Here is a 19,950-nt window from a genome sequence, read left to right on the forward strand (position 1 = left end):
CATGTCTAAAAATGGAATAGAAGCTGCCCGGTGATCACATCCTAAGCTTAGCTTTATCATGAAAAGGGGGAGCCTAGGTGAAATTAACATCCGAGCAGCGTATTACCTTGCATGGTTTTAATAATTTGACCAAATCGCTAAGCTTTAACATGTATGATATTTGCTTTACAAAAACCAAGGAAGAGCGCGAAGCCTATATTGCTTATATAGACCAGCAGTACAATGCAGACCGATTGACCGCGATCTTGAAGTCCGTTGCCGACATTATCGGCGCTCATGTGCTGAACATATCCAAGCAGGATTATGATCCGCAGGGATCAAGTGTCACCATGTTGGTATCGGAGGGGCCGATTGAGAAAGAACCGAATGAATCGTTCGAGGAATCGCCGGGCCCGCTTCCGGAAGCTGTTGTAGCACATTTGAACACCAGTCATATCACTGTACACACGTATCCGGAGTATCACCCGGACGAAGGGATCAGCACATTCAGGGCTGACATTGACGTATCCACTTGCGGAGAAATATCGCCGCTGAAAGCGCTGAACTACCTGATCCGCTCTTTCGATACGGACATTATGACAATGGATTACCGGGTAAGAGGTTTCACACGCGATATCACGGGGCACAAGTTGTTCATTGACCATGAAATCAGCTCGATTCAGAACTATATTCCAAGTGAAATCAAAGACATGTACCAAATGATCGACGTAAACGTGTATCAGGAAAATATATTTCATACGAAATGTAAGCTGCGAGAATTTGATTTGAACAATTATTTGTTCGGCTACACCAAAGATTCCTTGAGCAAGGAAGAGCAGCTGGAAATTGAGAAAAGCGTCAAATGGGAGATGGACGAGATTTTTTATGGGAAAAATATGGTCTTTACTTGATAGGAAAAAGAAAAGCCGCTCACAGGGAGAAGATCCAAGTATGAGCGGTTCTTTTTTTGACTAATCCGACTGAACAAGTTTCGGCTTTTTATTGCCGATTTTAAACTGGATGAGAATCATGATGGCTACGAGGATCGACATGCCGATAAGAGCAGGAGGAAAACTGCCTGCATAGTCATGGATATAACCTACAAAAAAAGGGCCCAAGGCAGCAAAAATGTAGCCGCCGGATTGCGTCATTGCCGATAACGCGCTGGCTTCCTCCGTATTTGATGTTTCATCGATAGGCAGCATTAAAGCCATTGGGAACAGCCCTCCAGCTCCGATTCCCAGGAAGACGCAGGTTAACCAAGGCGTTACGGGGAGTTGAAGCAGAATGAGTCCGATTAACTCCATCGTCGAGCAGCCAATCAACCAGAGCATTCTGCGTTGAAAACGGCTGACGAGAATAGGAATAACCAGGCTGACAGGCATTTGTACGGCAGTAAATAAGGTCAAAATCATTCCTGCCGTTTGTTTCCCGTAGCCCATTGCCTGTACCATGGGGGCCAGCCAAGCGGTAAGAGAATAAAAAATGAAGGCCATCAACCCAAAAAAGCAAGTTAGCATCCAAGAACGTTTATTAGATAATGGGAGTTTCAAACTGCTGTTGCCTGACTTGGGCAAGGTGCTGGGCACGGCAGCTTCAGGTGATTTCGGGTTTTTCCGGACCGGTCTCCACCAAAAGCAAAGCGCAAGGAAAGCCAGGACGGACCAAGACGCGACGGACGCTTGCCAGGAGTGGCTAAAGGCATTTTGCAAAGGTACGGAAAAAGCAGACCCAAGGGCGGCACCAAGAACCATTGCCATGGAATAGACCCCGACGATTGCTGAAGGATTAGCAAAATTTCCTTTGATAAACCCTGACAATAATGGCACAATGATGGCAATACCGATTCCGGCGAGGAAGGCGGTAACTAACATCAACCATTCAGAGGTAACAAAGTACCTTGCCGCAGTAGCAAGACCGATGAGCAATAGACAATAGGCAATCGCTCTTTCAATGCCCCACCGATTGCCTAGTTTCACAGCAGCAGGAGCGAAAAAGCCCATGCAGAGAACAGGCAGGGAGGTTAATAGACTGGCGCTGGAACCGCTCATGCCAAGCGCCTCCTGAATCGTTCCGAGCAAAGGAGAGACCGACGTTATGACAGGACGTAAATTAAGTGAAGCGAGGAAAAGGGCAGTGATCAGAAAAGCAAAGCGCATGATCGGTCATCTCCATGATTCATTCAAGATTTATCAGCTTAGTCTAATATATGGGAGTATCGTTAAAGACTCTATCCATATTATGCATTTATACAAAGTGCAATATGTGTGAATGGAATTGACTTTCGGATCAGCCTTTTGTGATTATGCGATAGAGTATGCTAAGCTTTAGACATAACAATCCAGAGGAGGGTGGTCTTTGAACGAGAAGGATTGCATCATGCTGCAGTATCTTGCAGAGGAGCAAAGTCTGACAAAAGCGGCGGAACGCCTTTATATTACGCAGCCCGCGCTATCTTACAGGATCCAACAGTTAGAAAAAGACTTCGGGGTGTCCATCATTGTTAAATCCTCTAAAGGGACTAGGCTTACCCCGGAAGGAAAATATTTGGTTGCCTATGCGAAGAAAACACTTACCGAATTGAATAAGATGAAGGATCACATCATGAGCTTGCGAAATGAGGTGAAAGGGACACTAAGACTGGGCGTTGCCAGTTACTACGGTCTATACAAACTTCCGCCGATCCTTAAAAGGTTCAAAGAGTTTTGCCCAGACGTTCAGTTTAATGTTACATCCGCTTTAAGCCCGGAGATTCTTGAATTGCTCCATGAGGAAGAGATCCATGTAGGTGTTATTAGAGGAGACTACCCGTGGTTTGATGCCCGATGCCTTCTACACGACGAGCATATTTATATGATTTCCAAAGATGATATTGATTTGGATAGCCTTCCGGACTTGCCTCATATCTACTATAAAGAACCAAGAATTAAAACCATGAGCTCCATGCAGTCCCCCTTCAGCGAAACGATTCAAGCCTGGTGGCATGAGCGGTATAACAAGCCGCCTACAATTACAATGTGGGTAGACTCTTATGAAACTTGCAAAGAGATGGTGAAGCAGGGGCTGGGCTACTCGATTGTTCCTGGTGTTTTTGTTTCGCCGCAAGATGGATTGAAAACTACAGAGCTGATCCGAAAGAACGGGGAGCCAATCAAACGAAACACATGGATGATTTATCGGGAATCAACATTAGAGCTTGCGTTTGTGGATAGATTTGTGGAATTTATGAAAGCCCAATATGTTTAAGAAAATGTACAGTGCCATTTGGCAGTGTATTTTTTTTGCGTGGCTTTGGGGAACTACGGGTCGCTATTCCTCTGAATAGCTCTGTTTTTCGGATGTGAGGGGAACTACATTCCTCTATTTTGTCGACGTCACATGAAAGTGCAACATGCGGAACAAATAAGAGACTGTAGTTCCGTTCCACAGGAAAAATGCTAAATTTTTCTCCAATAGTGAACTCTGGTTCCCCTATGAGAATCTTGAGTCCGAATTGGTCATCGAGCTACAACAGTTCCGCCACAGCTGCCGCCGCTATAAAAAAATTTTAGGGGTTGGCCAAAAAACAATCAATTGTACTTATAGATTTGAAGTCGATAAAATAATATTCATTATGTTACATAATTATTCATTTCATCAGTGGCTTTATTCATGCAAATAGTCAATCATCACGAGGTTTTGACAGGGGGGGTTACACAATGATTCAAGAGAATTTAGATGCCAGTAAGAGCAAACAACAGATTGAGCAAGCTGTAGATTCGCTTGACGAGCAACTGAGACGTATTTCTAAGCAAATTCATGCGAATCCGGAACTCAGCTTCCATGAGCATAAAGCGAAGAAGTGGTTGGTTGAACCCTTACTTGAAGCGGGATTTGAGGTAGAGCAAGGAATTGCGGGTTTAGAGACCTCGTTTCGCGCTACTTGGGAAGGTCAACCGGGAGGGCCGACGATTGCGCTGCTGGCCGAGTATGATGCGCTTCCTGCGATTGGCCATGCTTGCGGCCATAACTTGATTGGGACTGCATCCGTAGGCGCCGCGCTGGCGTTGAAGGAAGCACATCCTGATCTGCCAGGCAAAATCGTTGTCTTAGGGACACCTGCCGAAGAAGAAGGCGGCGGTAAAATCATCATGTGCAATGAAGGCATCTTCGATGATATCGACGCCGTGATGATGGTCCATCCCCAAAATAAAACGATGGTTCTGCGCGGTGCACTTGCTTGTGTCGACGCAACGTTTACCTTCCACGGGAAGCAGGCACACGCTTCTTCCTCTCCAGAGAAAGGAATCTCTGCGCTGGATGCCTTAATTAATGCCTTCGTTGCTATTAACGCCATCCGTCAGTTTGTGAAAGAGGATGTGAGGATTCACGGCATTATTACCAAAGGCGGAGATGCGCCGAATGTCGTACCGGAACTGTGTGAAGCCGTATTTATTTTACGAGCGTCAACGGTGGAAGAACTGGAAATTGTCAGAAAAAAAGTATATCGGGCCGTTCGCAGCTCGGCAGAAGGTGTTGGAGCTACCGTAGATATTACGGAAGGATTAATTTATGCGGAGCGGAACAACAATAAGGCTTTGGCTCAATTATTTCAAAACAACTTGGAACAGATGGGCATAGAAGTTTCCGCGCCGCCGCAAAAGGGAGGTGTCGGCTCCTCCGATATCGGGAATGTCAGCCAGATGACGCCGACGATCCACCCGTATATCCGACTAGGAGATGCCACGACACATACGCCGGAATTTGCTCAGTTGGCGGGTTCGGAAGAGGGCATGATTGAATTGAATCGAGCGGCCAAAGCGTTAGCCCTTACCACGTATGATTTATGTACGGACAAGGCGGCGATGCAGCGCGTTCGCAATGAGTTTACAGCGTGGAAGCAGAATAGAGAGGGGGGAACGGGCATTGAATAGTATAGCAAAAGATAGTCCTCGCAAATGGTTTAAAATGCCTCATACCTTTGTTATCTTATTTATCCTTGTTTTCGTTGCAGCGGCATTAACGTATACAATCCCTGCAGGAAAATTCGAACGTGTCAAAGATAAAGTGACTGGAAAATCCTTACTCGTGACAGGGTCGTATCATCAAGTAGATGCGAGTCCGGTTAATTTAGTTGAAATTCCGAAAGCGATCGTCCACGGGCTGGTTTCTTCAGCCGATGTAGTCTTCTTTATTTTCATTATTGGCGGAGCTTTCCAAATCATTTCGTCGACAGGTACGATTGAGGCGGTAACCTCCAGGGTGGCAAAAACATTTGCCAATAAGGGCAGGTGGGTGATACCCATCTTCATTACCCTGTTCTCGGTTGGCGGTTTTACTATGGGGATGTCCACCGAAGTCATGGTTTTCGTCCCTATCGGGATCGCGATTGCCCGTGCGCTCGGTTTTGATGCTTTGACGGGTACGGCGATGATATCCTTGGGGGCATCCTGCGGCTTTACGGCGGGGATATTGAACCCGTTTAACGTAGGTCTGGCTCAAGCTATTGCGCAAGTGCCGATGTTCTCAGGGGCTTGGCTGCGCGTTATTTTATTGATTTGCCTGATCACCGTGACAAGTCTTTATTTAATTCGTTATGCAGGAAAAGTAAGAAAAGATCCGAAACAAGGGCTTGTTTATGATTTAGAGCAATCTGTTACTAGCGAGAAAGTCGATTTCTCCAAACTGCCGACCCTTCAACTTAAGCACTACCTTACAATTGCTGCGGTGATCATCGGTTTCGGTCTCGTCATTTGGGGTGTTTCGAAAAAAGGCTGGTGGATGGAGGAGCTCGGTGCGTTATTCTTGACCATGGGAATTGTGTCCGGCTTCAGCGCAGGTTATGGTCCAAGCCGTATTGCCAGTGAATTCGTCAAAGGTGCAAGCAGCATTACTTATGGCGCGTTCATCATTGGTATTGCAAGAGGTATCATGGTCGTGCTCGAACAAGGAAATGTCATCGACAGCATCGTGAACGGCTTGTCCATTCTAGTAGGTGACTTGCCAAGTTCGATACAAGTGCTAGGGATGTACGCTTTTCAAAATATAATGAACGTATTCATCACCTCGGGGACAGGAATGGCGGTTACTACCATGCCGATCATGACACCATTGTCCGATTTGCTTGGCGTTACAAGACAAACATCCGTATTGGCCTTCCAACTGGGCGACGGCATCACGAACATGATTCTTCCTACCTCTTCCGCTTTGATGGGCAGCCTGGCTGTATCAGGGATTGCTTATCAGAAATGGGTTAAGTTTTTCTGGCCGTTGATGTGCATGTGGCTGATTATCGGAGCCGTTTTTATCATCGTGGCGAATGTAATCAAGTATGCATAAGTGATGTTAATGCAAAGTATGCTCTTCCTTTTTAAATGGGGAGGAGCATGCTTTTTTTCTACCTATCAGCTAGTGAGTTGCCCAAACTTCAAAGTATAATTCCTTGCTTTATGGAGAACCTATCTCATTAGTGAAATTGTTTTCCTTTATTTGGGGAGGATGCTATGGAATATGTGATACTGTGGGCTGCCACAATCCTATGCTTTGGTTCAATGTTCATTTGGATGCTTAGGAAGCCTATAAAAGACTGGCTGATTATTTTTTTATTGAAGTCAGTTGTTACAGCAATTACCGATTGCTTTATCATTGCAGCTGATTTATTGGACTATCCGATTCGCTTTTTCCCCGAAGTTTTCGATACAAACATTGTATTTGATTTTCTCGTTTTTCCTACACTCTGCGTCTTTTATAATATAACTACACAGCACTCGAATTTAAAAAGCATCTTTGTGCAAGCACTTTTGTACAGCATTCCGGTGACATTGCTTGAATTTTGGGCCGAAAGAAATACGGAATTGATTACGTACAAACACTGGAACGCTTTTGTAAGCCTAGTGACATTAATAGTAACTTTCTTGATTGTTCGTGGAGCGATAGCTTTAGTTCGTAAAGCGGATTCTTATGTTTGATTTGGGGAGACAATGACCTTAGGGTTGTTGTTTTTTTGTTTGTAAGAGAAGTAAGTCGGTGCTTTATTGAAAAAAAGGTTGAGGTTATGTCAACTTGCCATTGGTGCTATGTTTTAAGAAATAAGCTTGCAATAATCAATATAATAAATACTTCATCCATCATCTGGATTTATTATTGTATAATTATTTTGTTGTAAGTTGCCTGAAAAGACTTAAAGAAATATTCGTCCAATAGAAATAGCAGAGATTGGGATAACTTTAGAAATGAAAGTTGAAAGACGGAGGAGTTGGTCAACTATCCCTTGCTAGGGGCAATGTTTATTCCTTCAGACACTGATGTGATTGTTGGATAAACAATAGATTTCATATGACATTCGACATATTACATATAAAAACGGATGGTGATGTAGTTGTCATTAGTAGGAAGAAGATTTTCCTTCTGGATTTCTATAGTAGGGATCATTATTTGTTTAAGTGATTATATGGGTAGTGGTTTTGCAAATATTTTTATTAGATTAATTCCACCAATAAATGTTCTTGCAGATGTTGAGCCAATGAGACATTGGATGTTTGATTTTGAAAATAATAAATGGGGAGCTTCGAGCAGTATACTGTTAGAAGTTAATTTTTTAACATATGTTATACTTTTTATCACCTGGTTTTTGGTGGGTTTATTTATTGACATACTTGTTAAACGCTTAAGAAGAATAAAACAACTGGTATAGATGAACTTCTAACTTTAAGAGAGGTCTTATTTAAATATAGAAAGGAAGTACTATAATGTCTGAACGAAAATCAAACGCTCTTATAAACGAAAAATCCCCCTATTTGCTCCAACACGCATACAACCCGGTCGAGTGGTTCCCTTGGTCTGAAGAAGCCTTTGAAAAGGCGAAGCAAGAGAATAAACCAATCTTCCTATCTATTGGGTATTCAACTTGCCACTGGTGTCACGTCATGGCACACGAATCCTTCGAAGACCAGACCATAGCCGACATGCTGAATAAAGATTTCATCTCAATTAAAGTAGACCGTGAAGAACGCCCGGACATCGATCACATCTACATGGCAGTGTGCCAAGCGATGACGGGTCAAGGCGGCTGGCCGCTCACGGTTTTTTTGACGCCGGAGAAGAAGCCTTTCTTCGCCGGAACGTACTTCCCACGCAGCCGGAAATACAATCGTGCCGGGATGGTGGAAATACTCGCGCAACTTTCGGCGAAGTGGCGGGAAGACGCCGAACGCGTTCGCGAAGTCGGGGAACAGATCATTCAAGAGACAACAGCTCGGCTACTGGAGCATCATTCTGGCGGAGAATTGACGGAAGAGACGCTTCACGAAGCGTTCCGTTTATATGAGAGCTCGTTCGATCCTGAGTTCGGGGGATTTGGAAATGCGCCGAAATTTCCAACCTCGCACAATTTGTCGTTTCTGCTCAGGTACTATAAGAAAACGGGGAACGAACGCGCCCTTGCAATGGTCGAAAAGACGCTGGATGCCATGCATCGCGGGGGCATGTACGATCATATAGGATTTGGTTTTTCCAGGTATTCAGTTGATTCAGAGTGGCTGGTTCCGCACTTTGAGAAGATGCTGTATGATAATGCGCTTTTGCTTATGACCTATGTAGAAGCCTATCAAGTTACTGACAAAGCCAAGTACGCTGAAGTAGCGGAGCAGATCATTACCTATGTATTAAGGGATATGACCGATGTTGGTGGCGCTTTCTATTCGGCGGAGGATGCAGATTCCGAAGGCGAAGAGGGTAAGTTCTACGTATGGACAGCCGATGAGGTAGAACTTGTGTTAGGCATAGAGGAGGGAGACCTCTTCTCCGAGTTGTTTGATATTACGGAGTCGGGTAATTTCGAGGGGCACAACATTCCGAATCTGATCCAGACGACGCCTGCTTCTTTTGCCAAGCGGAAGCGGATCCCTTTGGATCAGCTGAAGCAGCGGATGGAGGAAGCCCGCGTCAAGCTCTTCGAGCACCGTGAGAAGCGCATCCATCCGGGCAAAGACGACAAGATTCTGACCGCGTGGAACGGTCTGATGATCGCTGCGCTGTCCAAGGCGGCCCGCGCCTTGGACAAGCCGGCTTACGCGGAGGCGGCCGCGAAAGCCGCGGACTTCCTGCTTCGCGAGCTGCGCCGCGAAGATGGGCGCTTGCTCGCCCGCTATCGCGACGGCGAGGCCGCTTTTCCAGGCTACGTGGACGACTACGCGTTCCTCGTTTGGGGACTGATCGAGCTGTACGAGACCACGTTCGAGCTGCGCTATCTCCGTGAAGCGGTCCAGCTGAACGCAGAGATGCTTCGTCTCTTCGGAGACGAAGAGAGGGGCGGGCTCTTCTTCTACGGCAGCGATGCCGAGCAGCTGCTCACCCGCCCCAAAGAGATCTACGACGGCGCAATGCCGTCGGGCAACGCCGCAGCCGCGCTGAATATGCAGCGGCTGGCGAAGCTGACCTACGACGCGAAGCTGTCGCAGGCCGCGGATGAACAGCTCCAGGCTTTTGCCGGAGCTGTCGCGTCTTACCCGCCGGGCCATGCGCTCATGCTGGCGGCGCTCGATTTCGCTTATAGCGAAGCCAGCGAAATCGTCATCGCCGGCGACCCGGCGAAGCCGGAGACGCAGCACATGCTGCGCGCCGTACAGCGGCAGTTCCTGCCGAACGCGCTGCTCATTCTTCACCCGCCAGGCGCAGCGGGAGAAGAAGTGCGCAAGCTGATTCCGCTTGTGCAGGACAAGCTGCCTTTGGGAGGACGCGCGACAGCCTATGTATGTCAGAACTTTGCCTGCCAAGCGCCGACACAGGATCTCGAAGACATCGAAAATCTTTCCCGTATTGGATGATAATAATTATCATTATTGGTTACAATAACAATAGAAAGAAAAAAAGAAGCCCGAAAGGGCCTCCACACTCTTTAAGTTAAATAGCTCTTAAACTAAGCTTTAGGTTCGAATGTTTTGCAGTCTGTTTCTTCGGAATTGCGCGCCTGATTGCTGCCGTGGTGGCTCACGACATAAATCGAGGACGCGTTGCATTTATTGCCATTAGCCCAGTATTTGCAGGAATTAACTTCGCAAAGCACATCTTTTGCCATTGGTTATTCACCTCCTTTACCTCATAGGGTGGGGTAAAAAGGCGTCTTTTTATACATAGCCAGGCACGAATATGGAAAAAAGTATGAAGCTTCGCATTCACCATTCGTCTGAATGGCTTCATATACTTGAAGTAGAGACCCTACTTCAAGAAGGTGAAGGTATGGCTGAAAAAGAATTTCAGCAATGTGTCAGGTGCAAATATGTGGCGGACAAAGAGGAAAAATATTGTATTAAATGCGGGGCACCGCTTAAAAACCGCTGTACGCGGGAAAAAACGTTGCTCCACAAGGGTTGTTCGAAGGTGAATAAACCGGATGCTAAGTACTGCGCGGATTGCGGAACGGCAACGATATTTAACGAATGGAATCTACTGTGAACCCTCTTGAGCGAGGCATAAAGGAACAATAGTCCTCTATTTTCCTGAAAAAGATCATTTTCCCAAGTTGAGGGAACTACGTTCCTCTATTTTGCTAATTTCTGCCGAAAACGTGCTGCGGAGGACAAAATAAAGCCCTGTAGTTCCGCTAAACTAGGAAAAACTCAGTTTTCCGCCAAATAGCGGACTCCAGTTCCCTCAAAGTTAGCACAGTTAATATTTTTGCGAAATTGCTGCTGTCTTACCCAAAAATGGTGTTAGACCGTGGATATAACGTGGAACTATATTCCCACATTAACGTAAAAGCACTGCCAGGAGCATCCTGACAGTGCTTTTCTGCTTCAAATAAATTACTTGTTCTGCAAAATCAACGTCCACAAATCCGAAGAATCATAACCAAGCCGCCAAGCTGCGACACCGGCGATGTCGTACTTTTTCGCGACATCCAATCGAGCCTTGACAGTTGCGGCATCTTCTAACCAGAAGACATAAGTAAAGCCGTCTTCCTGGTACTCCACGCGATACTGACCGTATGTCGCATCCCATGTCTGTTTGACCGGTTTGGAAGCGAGCAAAGCTGGAATATCCTTCATCAGCACAGTCCGATTACTTTGTAAGGCGCCGGCTGCATCCAGTTTCCATTCCCGCACATAGTAAGGGATGCCTAGAATGATTTTGTCTCGCGGGATGCCATAGGATAAAAATTCTTGAATCCCACCGTCTGTCCAAGGGAGACCTGCAACGGAACCGGCGGAGGTACTCCCCTTATAAAATTGGTCATAGGCCATGATAACGACGTAATCCACAATGCTGCCGAGCTTCTCATGATCAAAAGCAGAAAGATGATTCCATTTGACACTGCCGCGCGGTAGATCGATGGAAATTGCCAAGCCGTTGGAGTGCGCGTAAGTTGTTAATTTGGTAATAAAAGCGGTGAATGCATTGCGGTCCGACCCTGCAAGGCTTTCGAAGTCAACGTTGATGCCTGGAACGCCAAGCTGCACGGAACGATCAACCAAAGCTTTAATGAATTTATCCTGAGCCTTGCTATCGGCAAGGAATTGCGTCGTTAAGCTGGCATTGAATTGATTGCTGACGAGAGGGTATACGGTATAGCCGCTGTTTTGCAACCATTTGACAGTATCGGGATTCGAGCTGTCTTTGAGATTGCCTGCAGCGTCCGCTAGCTCGAAATAGCTTGGTGAATCGACATCCAGTCCAACTGTGTTGGTGACTTGAGCTTTTATCGCATCGCCACCCGACTGGCCGTTCCATCCCCATACTTGTAATTTCTTGAAATTATCCCATAGTATTCGGTGTTCAAGCGTTTGAATGGAGCTGTTGTTGTACTGTACGCCATAGTTCAGCGCATCAGGAAGGTTTGTATACTCACCGATGAGAGAGGCGTTCTGAAACACTTGATAAGCGGCAAAATTGTTCCAAATTTTGTGGCCATCCTTGAATATGGTGGCATGTCCCCATAATTTTGCATAGTCAATGGCTGCATCTAATGAAGTGAAGTCCAGAAGAAAGGTATCATTTTGGTATACTTTATAGGATTTAAGATTGCTGTATACGATTTTATTCGTGTTTTTATTAACGACGGTCGAGTTGCCCCAGTTCAAGGCTTCTTTTACCGCGTCCTCCAAGGAAGCGAATTCCCAATTATCGGCTGAAAAAGTACCTTGATAGACCTTATAGACAGGATCTCCAGCACGAAGCAAGGTTTTATCCTCATTAGAAATGTTGTCCCAGACCCAAGCCCGGCTGTTTAAATCGATGATATGGGCGCTGCCCCATTTTTTCGCTTCAGCGATGGCCTCATTCAACGTTTGAAATCTCCAAGAGTCTAGAGTAACTTCATTTTGATATAATTGATAATGAGGATAATTGTCCCACACCCAGCCTGTGGATGTTAGATCACGAACGCTGGCATTAGACCATTTTTTCGCTTCAACAATAGCTGCATCTAAGGTAGAGAATTGCCATTCTGGGAGCGTAGCGTCCATTTGATAAACCTGATAGCGAGGAAAGTTGTTCCACAACCACTTGCGTGTGCCAATCTCTTCCACATAACTATTGGAAAAACCTTTGGCAAAAGTTTCCGCTTGTTTGTATGTAGCAAATTCCATGAGTACTTGATTATACTGATAAACGCGGTATTTCGTTGTTTTATCGGTAGTGCCGCCTGCGGTTCCTGCTGCTTGTACAGCCTGCGGTATCGTTATTGATAACAAAAGGGTACTCGTCAGCAGCCATTTTCCAACCTTCATAGATCACGCCTCTTTCTCTTAAGCTACTTAATAAGACGTACGGAATGATAGATTGGTTGCGATGGAAATAGCTAGAAATGTAAGCGAAATACAAGGTGATGTTGGACGATGGAACAACTTTCGAGTAACATGAGGTATACATAGTCATTATCGTGATCAGAACAAGGTGGAGGAACGATTTATGAAGCAGTATCCGGAAGCTTATATTGAATATTTACTGCATTTTCATGCGGAGCGGGATTATTTTGAATGCCATGAGGTCATGGAAGAATTTTGGAAAGAGCATCCAGGGGACGAACGCAGCAGAACGTATGTCGCGTTGATTCAAATCGCGGTTGGCATGTATCATATCAGACGCGGGAATCGCGCAGGTGCCGTTAAAATGCTGCAAAGCGCTGAGCGTAATGCGCAGACTGAGCATGTGGCTTCTTTGGGGCTTGATCCTGAGAAGCTTGGCCAGCTAATTGGACAGACTTGGGCTCAAATCGAGCGGGATGGTTATTTGTATCAAGATATTAATTTGCCGATCGCAGATTTGGAGTTAATGGCGTTATGCCAGGCCGAATGCGAGCGAAGAGGGTTGATTTGGCATGCACCAAGCCGATTGGCTGATATCGAACTCATTCAAAAACATACACGAAGAGACCGGACAGAGGTCATTGAAGAAAGAGCAAGACAACAGCAAATTCGTAAGGAAAAGGGTGGCGCCAAGTGAATTCGGAAGGTAAAGTACTTGTCGTAGATGATGAGCCAAATATTGCCGAAGTGGTCAGATTGTATCTGGAGCATTCCAACTATGAACCGATTCTGCTGCCGCGTGGGCAGGAGGTTCTTCGTACAATTGTAGAAGAGAGACCGAGCTTAGTTTTACTCGACATTATGCTTCCGGATATTTCAGGCTATGAGCTATGTGAGATGATTCGTAAAATGGATGCTCCTTATCATCAGACACCGATTATTTTTCTAACGGCGAAAGGCGAATCCATTGATAAATTACGAGGATTTAACTTAGGGGTCGACGATTACTTGGTCAAGCCATTTGATCCTAATGAGCTTATTGCCCGCATTAAGGCTGTACTGCGACGTACGGTTCAAGTGCCGACAGATGTGTCAGCTTCGCAAAATTCGTCTCGTAAATTACTAGAGATCGGAAATATTGTGATTGATTTGGATCAGTATCGGGTGACCGTAGGTGGGAAACGAATTGATCTCACGCCTAAGGAGATTGAACTTCTGCATTTCCTGACCAGCCACCCAAGCCGTGTTTTCACTCGTGAGGATCTGCTCGGTTATGTGTGGAATTTTGATTTTACCGGTGGCACGCGTACGGTTGATGCTCATGTAAAGAATTTGCGTAAAAAGCTGGGGCAACATGATACGTGGAACATTCAAACGCTATGGGGAATTGGCTATTCGTTTGAGGTGGTCCAGCATGTTTAAGCTTTGGCTTAAGGGCAAATATAACAGCCTTTATCTGAAAATCTTCTTGTCGTTCCTGGCGACATGTGTGCTTTTCTTTGCGGGATTGTTTTTGTTCTGGAACTATTATTTTACGGATTTGTTTTACAAGGACAAAGTTGAACTGCTGGAGAAACGGGTTGTCGAAGTGACCCGGCTTATGAACTCTGTTCAAGACGGCACCATTTCCACGAGAGAATTAAAATACACCGTACGTATTTTAGCGAGAAGCATTAATGGGCAGGTATGGCTCGTTGATGATAAAGGGAATATTCTGAACGGCTCCTCAGACAGTGAAGGTCGAACGATTCCCAAGCAGATGGATACGCAGTTTATCGACGGTTTGCACGGCCACAGCGGTTACGGGATGGTCACTTTAACGTCGCCGCAGGGAAGAACGATTAATGTATTTACATATCACGCCCCTTATCAGTTAAATGATCAGCCAATGGTTTTCATTTTGCATTTCCCGGCGGAGGACATCGGTGAAGCTATTTCCGCTGTAAGGGTAAATATTCTGGTTCCGCTCTTGTTTTCTCTTTTGGCTGTAGGGTTCATCCTCTACATTATTTCGCGAAAACTCGCCGGGCCCCTTCAGCAGATGAACCGTGCGGCACTCGAACTGGCGCATGGTGATTTTACGACACGTGTTCCGGTCACTTCACATGATGAGGTCGGGCAGCTTGCTGCAAGCTTCAACTTCATGGTGGAGCAATTGGAAGAATGGGAAGGGACTCGGCAGGAGTTTCTGACGAACGTATCCCATGAGCTGCGTTCGCCGCTTACGACACTGCGTGGTTTCATCGTGGCGATGAATGATAAGATCATTCCTGAAGAGAAATACTCGCATTACCTGCGCATCTGTGATCAAGAGGTTCAACGGCTGCAGCGTCTCGTGACGGATTTATTAGACCTTGCTCAGATTCAAAATGGTGTCGATGTGTTTCGACTTAGACCGGTCGTCATGGCAGAAGCACTTGAAGAATCATTGGAATTATTGAAAGCCCCGATCGCTGTCAATGAAATATCACTGCATCTTATTTTGCCTAGCCCGGATAAGGAGCCTGCTCAGGTTCCACTAGATCCTGATCGATTTGCTCAGATCGTCCATAATTTAATTTATAACTCCTTAAAGTTCACGCCAAAGGGCGGCACGTTAACCGTTGCTTTGGAAGAAGCGGAGCATGAAGTCCATCTGTTCATTCGTGATACGGGAACCGGGATGACGGATGCCGAGTTGGCGCGCATTTGGGATCGTTTCTATAAGGCGGATGAAGCCAGAACATCAAGATCAGACGTACCAACGGGGACGGGGCTTGGACTTACGATTGTGAAGCATTTAGTCACAGGTATGCATGGCACGATCCAAGTACGCAGCCGAGTAGGCGAAGGAACCGAATTTTGTGTAACATTTCCGCGAATTTCGTAGAGTTTCACAATTTTTTTACAACTTAAACAAACTTATTTCATGTTTGAAATGTATCCTGATCCTATTGGACAGGATTTTTTTGTCTTGGAGGTGTATGTTTGATGAAGTACACTTGGAAAGCAGCTATGGGTTTGACGCTTTTTTCCTTCCTATTGGGTGGTTGTCAGACTCATTTGCCGGATCTTTCCTCAACGCAGGCCGTGATCGCATCACCCCCAATAACCGAGCAAGCTCTCCCCGAAGTAAACCCCACAGAAGACGTCCAGAATGTGAAGGAAATGCAGCTGGTCATGTTCTCTCAGGAACTGCTTCTTATGGACCGGCATACCAATTTGTCCATTACTGCTAAGCAAGCAGAGACGATTCTTCCATTGGTCCGTAAAAGCATAGATGAAGGAAGCATGAACGAATCCGAACGCAAGCTTGTTCTTGGCGGCTTGACCGCAGATCAAATTGCTTTTCTAGAGGAACAATCCAAGCAAGAAAAGGCGCGATTTGCTGAGCGTGCGGGCAACCAGGGGGATGAGCTCTCTTCCGAGGAACGAGAGAAGCGGGTGAAAGCTTTCATGCAAAAAAGAAAGACCGATCGACAGGCAGAGTCAGACTTCATTGACCGTGAGCATGGAGAAAACCAGTTCGATCCTCGAAGCATGGGGATCAGCGTAGAGCAGCAGTTAATGGAATTACTCATGTCCAAACTCTAAGGAGGAAGTTACTTCATGAAATGGTATCGCAGTAAGTGGTTTATAATTTTGATCGCGGTAATCGTCTGCGGAAGCGGCACTTATGTTTATTTGACGAAAGGTAAGAAAAGCAAAGCAGCAGACGTGAAGGAGGTTATTTACGAGGTTAAAAAAGGCAATATCCGCTCTTCCGTTTCCGGTACAGCCCAATTCGAACCCAAAGATACACAAACGATCTCTGTCCCGGTTGATTCGGATATTAAATCCATTAATTTAAAACGGAACCTGGCAGTTAAGGCTGGGGATGTTCTTTTAGAATTGACGAGTACAAGCTTGGAAAGTGATTTGCAGGATGCACAGTTGACATACGAGCAAACGCAGAAGGACTTGGATTCTCTGATGGCCCAACAAGGATTAATGGCTGTTAAGGCTCCTGTTAGCGGGAAACTTACATATGCAACCAACCTGGAGGAAGGATCTACGATTAACAAATCGACTAAAATTGCAACCATTTCCGATGTAAACAACTTGACGGTGACGCTGCCATTTTTTGTAGAGGATGCTGCACAGCTGCACAATGGCGATCCTGTTGATCTTACGATAGATGGCTATATGATAACGAAAACAGGCAAAATTCAAAGCATTTCTAAAGACCCGAAATCAGATGGAAAAGGCGGTAAAGTAGTCGATATTGATGTTGCCATTCCCAATGACAACTCCATGGATGCAGGTACGAGCGTGCTGGGCAGCGTGACCATCGGCGGGCGTGCGGTTGATTCGCAAGCGAAAGCTGCGCTTCAATATGTGAAAATCACAACCGTCTTGGCAGGCACAACCGGCAATGTGGCCACGATGCCTTTAAAAACAGGCAATATGGTACGTCAAGGCGATTTACTTGCAACGTTCGCGAATGATACGATCGGCGATGATATTCTCACGAAACAGTCTGCTCTTGAGCGCGCGAAGCTGAAAGTGGACTCAGCGCAAGACAAGGTGGATGGACTTAAAATTTTAGCGCCATTTGATGGTGTATTCTCAACGGACTTTGTTAACAAACGCAATGATATTCTTAGTCTCTTACAAGTTGGAACCAAGGTAACCAGCGGTATGCAGTTAGGAGCCGTTGCGAGCATTGCCAAAATGCAGCTTCCGGTACAGGTAGATGAGTTAGACTTGCCTAACGTTAAACTTGGGATGAAGGCTGAAATCAAGGTCGATGCTTACCCTGGCCGCATTTTCCCGGCGGAAGTAACGCAAATTTCTTCTGTGGGTACAACTACGAACGGTGTAACGGCTTATGATGTCGTACTCGCTGCTGATAACAAAGATAATGTATTGAAATACGGGATGACGGCTACAGGTGAAATTCTGATTCAAGACAAGAAAGATGTGATTTACATACCTCCTGAAGCGTTGCAGCTGCAAAAAGGCAAGCGCATTGTCACATTGAAAAAAGCGGATGGAACCGTAGAACCTGATCATGAGGTGAAAATCGGGATTCGCTCGAAAACGCAAATTGAGATCACAGAAGGTCTGAGTGAAGGAGATAAAGTTGTTCTTCCTACTGCAGTAAGAAGACAACAAAACCTCAGCCAGGACGAAATTAACCGTTTAAGACAGCAGTTCCAACAAAACGGCGGAGCAGGTGGAGCCGGCGGATTTGGCGGCGGTGGTGCAGGTGGTGGATTCCCAGGCGGCGGTGGTGGCGGCGCAGGCGGAGCTACCCGGACCAACGGCGGTGGTGGAGGCGGCGGTGGCGGTAACAGATAACACTGCCGGGAAAGGAGTTCGTGCGGTATGAATATCATTGAGCTAAAAGATATTGTCAAAACCTATAAACGCGGTTCAGAAGATCTACCTATCCTGCGCAGTATTTCGCTTACTGTTGAAGAAGGCGACTTCGTAGCCATCATCGGGCCCAGCGGATCCGGTAAATCAACACTGATGAATACCATTGGGCTGCTGGACGTTCCGACGTCGGGGAGCTATATCCTGGACGGTGTCGTAACCGAACGAATGAGTGATAATGAACTCGCTGCGCTTCGAAATCAAAAGATCGGTTTTATTTTTCAACAATTTAACCTATTGCCCCGTTTATCTGCGATGGAAAATGTGGAACTTCCGATGATTTATGCTGGAATTCCAAGAAAAGAACGGCGGGAGCGGGCGCACGAAATGCTCAAAATGCTCGGAATGGGCGAGCGGGGCCATCATAAGCCTAGCGAGTTATCCGGTGGTCAACAACAACGTGTGGCGATCGCCCGAGCCCTTGCGATTTCGCCATCTCTTATCTTGGCGGATGAGCCGACAGGAGCATTGGATTCCCGAACGGGGGAAGAGGTTCTGGAGTTAATTTTGCAGCTGAATGCGCAGGGAAATACCATCGTTCTGATTACCCATGATCATCATATTGCCGATAATGCCAAGCGCGTCGTTGCCCTTCGTGACGGCGTCATCATTGATGATTACCGGAATAACGCTGACAAAAGCGATGTCAAGCAAGAGGTGAGCGTATGAAGGCAAGTGAACTGCTCAGGATGTCGCTGCAGACGATTGTCTCCAGTCCGCTGCGGACCTTTCTGACGATGCTGGGGGTTATTATCGGAGTTAGCTCTGTCGTCACGCTAGTGTCCATCGGGCAAGGGACTTCGGAACAAATCGCGAAGCAGTATGAAAATATGGGGACAAATCTTCTCGTTGTCACAGCGACAGGAAACGGTCGCGCGACGCAGTTGGATTATAATGAATTGATGAATTTCGAAAATTTTGAAGAATTCAAATCCATTGCGCCTACAATGACGAAGAACGGCTCCAATGTCAAATATGATCGAACGCAAGAGAAGTACAACGTACTTGGAACCAATGATCGATACTTGGACATTATTAAAGCGAAAGTCGATAAGGGGCGTAACCTGTCGCCGACGGATCTTGAGTTTCGTTCCAATGTGGCGATTCTCGGGAGCGAAGTAGCGAAAACATTTTTTGGCACTTTGGACCCGGTGGGAGAGGAAATCAATATTGATGGCGCTGTGTTCAGTGTTATCGGGACCCTTGAAGCAAAAGGTTCTAATATTGGAGGAGCCTCGGTAGACAGCTCTATCATTGTGCCACTGGAATCGGCCAGACGTGTGTTCAAGCTGGGGCAAATTCGTACGACCTACGTTGAAGCGCCAACCAAAGAAGATATTTACACCGCTCAAGAAACGATGAAGCAATATTTGACTTATAAATTCAAAAGCGATACGGGCTTCGTGCTAACGAATCAGGATGAGCTGCTTAAGGCACGGACTGAAGCTACGAACACACTTACGAATCAATTAGTAGCTGTTGCCCTTATTTCCTTGCTCGTAGGCGGTATCGGAATTATGAACATTATGTTGGTGACAGTCAGTGAGCGGACGCGAGAAATCGGGATTCGTAAATCCATCGGTGCCAAAAGGCGCAATATTTTGCTCCAATTTCTTGTCGAAGCCGTCGTCATCAGTGGGCTTGGCGGACTTATCGGGCTTGGATTAGGGATCGGTTTATCCTACGCACTGCCCTATTTCAGCCCGAAACAAACGACTAGCCTCTCCTTGGATATTAGTTTATACGCCTTTTTATTTTCCGTATTGGTCGGTGTTATCTTCGGTTTATATCCGGCCAACAAAGCATCCAAACTGCGTCCGATTGACGCCTTACGATCTGATTGATGAAC

At 46.1% G+C, this 19,950-nt stretch carries 18 protein-coding genes; 15 read left to right on the forward strand and 3 right to left on the reverse strand.

Translation table 11 applies throughout. The annotated features are described in order from the left end of the window. Positions 1 to 77: 77 nt before the first annotated feature. Entirely contained in the window at positions 78 to 890 is an 813-nt protein-coding gene (gene speD, locus PCH02S_RS07475; protein ID WP_127451576.1) for an adenosylmethionine decarboxylase, read from the forward strand. Positions 891 to 950: 60 nt separating this feature from the next. Here the strand turns inward: speD and PCH02S_RS07480 are convergent, their stop codons facing one another. Then, a complete protein-coding gene (locus PCH02S_RS07480; RefSeq protein WP_164819468.1) occupies positions 951 to 2,138 on the reverse strand; it encodes an MFS transporter in 1,188 nt (395 codons plus the stop codon). Between the two features lie 199 nt (positions 2,139 to 2,337). Here PCH02S_RS07480 and PCH02S_RS07485 point away from each other — a divergent pair, with 199 nt between their 5' ends. The 6 genes from PCH02S_RS07485 to PCH02S_RS07510 all read left to right on the forward strand — a co-directional run bounded on the left by PCH02S_RS07485 (position 2,338) and on the right by PCH02S_RS07510 (position 9,782). After that, a complete protein-coding gene (locus PCH02S_RS07485) occupies positions 2,338 to 3,225 on the forward strand; it encodes a LysR family transcriptional regulator (RefSeq protein WP_127451580.1) in 888 nt (295 codons plus the stop codon). A gap of 452 nt (positions 3,226 to 3,677) precedes the next feature. Continuing rightward, entirely contained in the window at positions 3,678 to 4,892 is a 1,215-nt protein-coding gene (locus PCH02S_RS07490) for a M20 family metallopeptidase (RefSeq protein WP_127451582.1), read from the forward strand. After that, positions 4,885 to 6,297 carry a YfcC family protein gene (locus PCH02S_RS07495; RefSeq protein WP_246068981.1) on the forward strand — a complete coding sequence of 471 codons (1,413 nt, stop codon included), beginning with the start codon at positions 4,885 to 4,887 and terminating at the stop codon, positions 6,295 to 6,297. Before PCH02S_RS07490 ends, PCH02S_RS07495 begins: the two co-directional genes overlap by 8 nt. A 164-nt stretch (positions 6,298 to 6,461) precedes the next feature. Further along, positions 6,462 to 6,926: a CBO0543 family protein gene (locus tag PCH02S_RS07500; protein ID WP_127451586.1), complete on the forward strand. Its 465-nt coding sequence runs from the start codon at positions 6,462 to 6,464 to the stop codon at positions 6,924 to 6,926. A 410-nt stretch (positions 6,927 to 7,336) separates the two neighbouring features. Continuing rightward, positions 7,337 to 7,651, forward strand: coding sequence for a hypothetical protein (locus tag PCH02S_RS07505; protein WP_127451588.1), 315 nt, complete (start codon positions 7,337 to 7,339; stop codon positions 7,649 to 7,651). Between the two features lie 52 nt (positions 7,652 to 7,703). Continuing rightward, a complete protein-coding gene (locus PCH02S_RS07510; RefSeq protein ID WP_407670040.1) occupies positions 7,704 to 9,782 on the forward strand; it encodes a thioredoxin domain-containing protein in 2,079 nt (692 codons plus the stop codon). Between the two features lie 92 nt (positions 9,783 to 9,874). On the opposite strand, the gene PCH02S_RS07515 is transcribed toward PCH02S_RS07510, so the two are convergent. Continuing rightward, entirely contained in the window at positions 9,875 to 10,033 is a 159-nt protein-coding gene (locus tag PCH02S_RS07515; protein ID WP_127451592.1) for a DUF1540 domain-containing protein, read from the reverse strand. Positions 10,034 to 10,194: 161 nt separating this feature from the next. On the opposite strand from PCH02S_RS07515, the gene PCH02S_RS07520 reads away from it, so the two are divergent. Then, a complete protein-coding gene (locus PCH02S_RS07520; RefSeq protein WP_127451594.1) occupies positions 10,195 to 10,410 on the forward strand; it encodes a double zinc ribbon domain-containing protein in 216 nt (71 codons plus the stop codon). Positions 10,411 to 10,760: 350 nt separating this feature from the next. Here the strand turns inward: PCH02S_RS07520 and PCH02S_RS07525 are convergent, their stop codons facing one another. Next, the gene (locus PCH02S_RS07525) at positions 10,761 to 12,683 is read right to left on the reverse strand and encodes a glycosyl hydrolase family 18 protein (protein ID WP_127451596.1); all 1,923 of its coding nucleotides are present in this window, start codon (positions 12,681 to 12,683) and stop codon (positions 10,761 to 10,763) included. Between the two features lie 181 nt (positions 12,684 to 12,864). On the opposite strand from PCH02S_RS07525, the gene PCH02S_RS07530 reads away from it, so the two are divergent. From PCH02S_RS07530 to PCH02S_RS07560, 7 genes are all read left to right on the forward strand, one after another. Beyond that, positions 12,865 to 13,398: a DUF309 domain-containing protein gene (locus PCH02S_RS07530; RefSeq protein ID WP_127451598.1), complete on the forward strand. Its 534-nt coding sequence runs from the start codon at positions 12,865 to 12,867 to the stop codon at positions 13,396 to 13,398. Beyond that, positions 13,395 to 14,123, forward strand: a complete 729-nt coding sequence (locus tag PCH02S_RS07535; RefSeq protein ID WP_127451600.1) for a response regulator transcription factor — start codon at positions 13,395 to 13,397, stop codon at positions 14,121 to 14,123. The genes PCH02S_RS07530 and PCH02S_RS07535 overlap by 4 nt, the downstream gene beginning before the upstream one ends. Continuing rightward, a complete protein-coding gene (locus tag PCH02S_RS07540; protein WP_127451602.1) occupies positions 14,116 to 15,570 on the forward strand; it encodes a sensor histidine kinase in 1,455 nt (484 codons plus the stop codon). Before PCH02S_RS07535 ends, PCH02S_RS07540 begins: the two co-directional genes overlap by 8 nt. A gap of 101 nt (positions 15,571 to 15,671) precedes the next feature. After that, positions 15,672 to 16,274, forward strand: a complete 603-nt coding sequence (locus tag PCH02S_RS07545) for a hypothetical protein (protein WP_127451604.1) — start codon at positions 15,672 to 15,674, stop codon at positions 16,272 to 16,274. 15 nt (positions 16,275 to 16,289) lie between these two features. Continuing rightward, a complete protein-coding gene (locus PCH02S_RS07550; protein WP_127451605.1) occupies positions 16,290 to 18,023 on the forward strand; it encodes an efflux RND transporter periplasmic adaptor subunit in 1,734 nt (577 codons plus the stop codon). A gap of 27 nt (positions 18,024 to 18,050) precedes the next feature. Then, positions 18,051 to 18,770 (forward strand): ABC transporter ATP-binding protein, encoded by a 720-nt coding sequence (locus PCH02S_RS07555; RefSeq protein ID WP_127451607.1) that lies wholly within the window; start codon positions 18,051 to 18,053, stop codon positions 18,768 to 18,770. Then, on the forward strand, positions 18,767 to 19,945 hold the full coding sequence (locus PCH02S_RS07560) for an ABC transporter permease (protein WP_127451609.1): 1,179 nt from the start codon (positions 18,767 to 18,769) through the stop codon (positions 19,943 to 19,945). Before PCH02S_RS07555 ends, PCH02S_RS07560 begins: the two co-directional genes overlap by 4 nt. Positions 19,946 to 19,950: the final 5 nt, after the last annotated feature.

Origin of the sequence: Paenibacillus chondroitinus NBRC 15376 (assembly GCF_004000765.1) — a bacterium.
Classification (GTDB): Bacteria; Bacillota; Bacilli; order Paenibacillales; family NBRC-103111; genus Paenibacillus_E; species Paenibacillus_E chondroitinus.